This window comes from Sulfitobacter sp. UBA4523, assembly GCF_002388305.1.
Taxonomy (GTDB): domain Bacteria; phylum Pseudomonadota; class Alphaproteobacteria; order Rhodobacterales; family Rhodobacteraceae; genus Sulfitobacter; species Sulfitobacter pontiacus.
On the sequence record NZ_DGMH01000029.1, the window covers coordinates 24,736 to 28,104 of the forward strand.

Annotated in this window: 3 protein-coding genes and 1 pseudogene; all 4 read left to right on the plus strand. The window is 66.2% G+C overall.

Annotated features, from left to right (window positions below):
* Positions 1–869 (plus strand): glycine betaine ABC transporter substrate-binding protein OsmF (gene osmF / locus B3849_RS07400; protein ID WP_286779980.1); only part of this gene is annotated, 869 nt, incomplete at its 5' end.
* A gap of 11 nt (positions 870–880) precedes the next feature.
* Positions 881–2,053 carry an ABC transporter permease gene (locus B3849_RS07405; protein ID WP_278426156.1) on the plus strand — a complete coding sequence of 391 codons (1,173 nt, stop codon included), beginning with the start codon at positions 881–883 and terminating at the stop codon, positions 2,051–2,053.
* A complete protein-coding gene (locus B3849_RS07410; protein ID WP_278426157.1) occupies positions 2,050–2,985 on the plus strand; it encodes an ABC transporter ATP-binding protein in 936 nt (311 codons plus the stop codon). Before B3849_RS07405 ends, B3849_RS07410 begins: the two co-directional genes overlap by 4 nt.
* Positions 2,982–3,369 (plus strand): annotated as a pseudogene (locus B3849_RS07415) (ABC transporter permease); the annotation flags it as partial. The gene B3849_RS07410 and the pseudogene B3849_RS07415, both read left to right, overlap by 4 nt.

A 3,369-nucleotide genomic window follows, 5' to 3' on the forward strand; every position in this document is an offset into this window, starting at 1 on the left:
CGGCACTCGCCTCGGCCGCAGCCGCCGACATCACCGTATCGTCCAAGATCGACACAGAAGGCGGGCTGTTGGGCAATGTCATCGCCCTTGCACTAGAGGACGCGGGCTTGCCTGTCGAACGCCGCCTGCAACTGGGTGGCACGCAGGTTGTCCGCGAGGCGCTGCTGTCCGGCCAGATCGACATTTACCCCGAATACACCGGCAACGCGGCCTTCTTTTTTAACGAAGCAGACAGCGACGTGTGGAAAGACGCCGAAGCCGCACACGCCCGCGCGGCAGAGCTCGACTCCGCGCAAAACGATGTCACATGGCTGACCTCGGCCCCTGCCAATAACACATGGGCCATCGCGGTGACCGGCCCCGTGGCGCAAGACAACAACCTGACCACCATGTCCGATTTCGGCGCATGGGTCGCGCAGGGCGGCACGGTCAAGCTCGCGGCCTCGACCGAGTTTGTGTCCTCCCCCGCGGTGCTGCCCGCGATGCAGGACACCTACGGCTTTGAACTGAACGCGGACCAGACGGTGATCCTGTCCGGCGGCGATACAGCGGCCACGATCCAGGCCGCCGCACGGGGCACATCGGGTGTGAACGCTGCGATGGTCTATGGTACCGACGGCGGTGTCGGGGCCACAGGTCTGGTGGTGATGGAGGATGACAAGGGCGTGCAGCCCGTCTACGAGCCCGCCCCCATCGTCCGCGCCGAGGTACTGGCCGAATACCCGTCGATCCCCGAGGTGCTGAATCCCATTTTCGAGGGGTTGGACATGGCGACGCTGCAAAAGCTCAACGGGCGGATTCAGGTGGGCGGTGAACCGGCAGAGGCCGTGGCGCGTGATTACCTCACCCAAGCCGGGGTGCTGGACTGATCCGGGGCACGATGTCCTTGCAGACCTCTCGGGCGCGGCTATCCGCGCCGGGGGTTCTGTTTGCCGTTCTGGGGGCCGCAGCGATGCTGGCCCCCTTTATGACGCTGGCCGCAAACCGCATCGTGGCGGGGGACGCGGTGCCGATCTGGGCGGTGGTCCCCGTATCGCAGACGATCCCCGGATTGGCAGCGATCGTGGCGGGGCTGGCGTTGGGCCTGCCTGCAAGGCACGTGGGGCTGCGTCTGGCGGGGCCGCTTGTGGGGCTGGCGGGGTTGCTGTGGCTTCTCGTCCAAGGCGCGCCAGCGCTGCTGGAGGGCGCGGGCGATTACGCAAGGGTCTCTCCGGCGGCGGGGTTCTGGTGCTTGCTGGTGATCTTTGCCCTGCTCATGGCCGATGCGATCACCGCAATGAAACCGGGGCCCTTTCAGCGCGCACTGTTGCTGACAGCGGTGTTGGGGGCCCTGTCCGTTGTGCTCGGCTCTGGTGCGCTGGCACCGCTGTCGGTGATGCAGGAATTTGCCGCGCGCCGTGACGCCTTCGCGTCCGAAGCGACGCGTCACCTGTGGCTGGCCTTCGGGTCGCTTGGCATGGCGGGGCTGATCGGCTTTCCCATCGGCGTTCTGAGCCACCGCAAGCCCGCGCTACGCAGCGCGATCCTGCCGGTGCTGAGCTTTCTGCAAACCATCCCCTCGCTCGCCATGTTCGGGCTGATGATCCCCCTGCTGGGCTGGGTCGGTGCCACCGTGCCCGGTGCGCGCAGCATTGGCATCGCGGGCATCGGATTTGCACCGGCCTTTGTCGCACTGGTGCTCTATTCGCTGCTGCCCGTCGTGGGAAACACCGTGGCCGGACTGGCCGCCACGCCGCCGCAAGCCCTGAACGCCGCGCGCGGGATCGGCATGACAGCGGCGCAACGCCTGTGGCGCGTGGAACTGCCCATTGGCCTGCCCGTGATCCTGACCGGCCTGCGCATCGTGCTGGTCCAGAACATCGGTCTGGCGGTCATCGCGGGGCTGATCGGCGGCGGCGGCTTTGGCACATTCGTGTTCCAAGGGCTGAACCAGACCGCGACAGACCTGATCCTGCTGGGCGCGCTGCCCACGGTCGCGCTGGCCCTGACGGCGGCCATCGTGATGGATATTCTGGTCGACCTGACCCGCCGCCTCCCCAAGGAGACCCCATGATAGAGATCGACAATATCACCAAAATCTACGACAGCGCCCGCGCCGTCGATGGCGTGTCGATGACCATTGATACCGGCACGATCACAGTTATCGTGGGCACCTCGGGCTCGGGCAAGACAACGCTTTTGCGGCTGATCAACCGGCTGGAAGAGCCCACCTCGGGAGAGGTGCGGATCAACGGGCAATCAACACTCGACGTCAAACCGCATATCCTGCGGCGGCGGATCGGATATGCCATTCAGGGGCACGGGCTGTTCCCGCATCACACGGTCGCGCGCAATATCGGCGCGGTGCCGCAACTGCTGGGCTGGTCGCGTGACAAGATCGACGCCCGCGTGGATGAACTGCTTGATCTCTTCTCGATGGCACCGCCAGAGTTTCGCCACCGCTACCCCTCTGAACTGTCGGGCGGGCAGCAACAACGGGTCGGCGTGGCACGGGCCCTCGCCTCGCGCCCTGATCTGATCCTCATGGATGAACCCTTTGGCGCGCTCGACCCGATTATCCGCACCCGCGCGCAAGAGGATCTGCGCCGCATCCAGCAGGCGCTCGGCTCCACCATCATCCTCGTGACCCATGATATGGAGGAAGCCATTCGTCTGGGCGACCGCGTGGCGGTGATGGATGGCGGCAAGCTGGTACAACACGCCACCCCGGCAGAGATCATCACCCACCCCGCAACAGATTTTGTGGCCGATATGGTGGGCGATGTCGAACGCCCGCTGCGGCTGCTTTCCCTCACCCCGCTGGCTGAGGTGATGGAGGACGGTTCTGCCAACGGCGCGCCCCTGCCCCGCGAGGCAAATCTGCGTGACGCGCTGTCGGCCTGCCTGTGGACAGGACGCAGCGCCGTGCCGATCACCGATAAGGGCAAGATCATCGGCCGCGTGACGCTGGACGCGATCCGCGCCCGCGCCGAGGTGCACGCATGACAGCGGGCAATCTGCTACGCGCCGGTTTGCTGGCGCTGTTGCTCGCTCTGGTGCTACGGCCCGATTGGTTCGCGCCGCTCTTTGCGCCGCTGGCCCCGGCGGGCGGACCGGTCATTTACGCGCGCAGCTCTTTGCTCTCGCTCTCGCTTAGCCATTTGGGGCTGGTGGCCCTTGCCTCTGTCGCCGCAACGCTGGTGGCGGTGACGCTGGCGATCTTTGTCACCCGTCCTGTGGGCGCGTCCTTCCTGCCGCTGTCGCGCACGATCACCAATATCGGTCAGACCTTCCCCCCCGTCGCGGTGCTGGCGCTTGCTGTGCCTGCCTTGGGGTTCGGGGCGGGGCCGACGCTGGTGGCGCTGTTTCTCTATGGGCTGCTCCCGATCT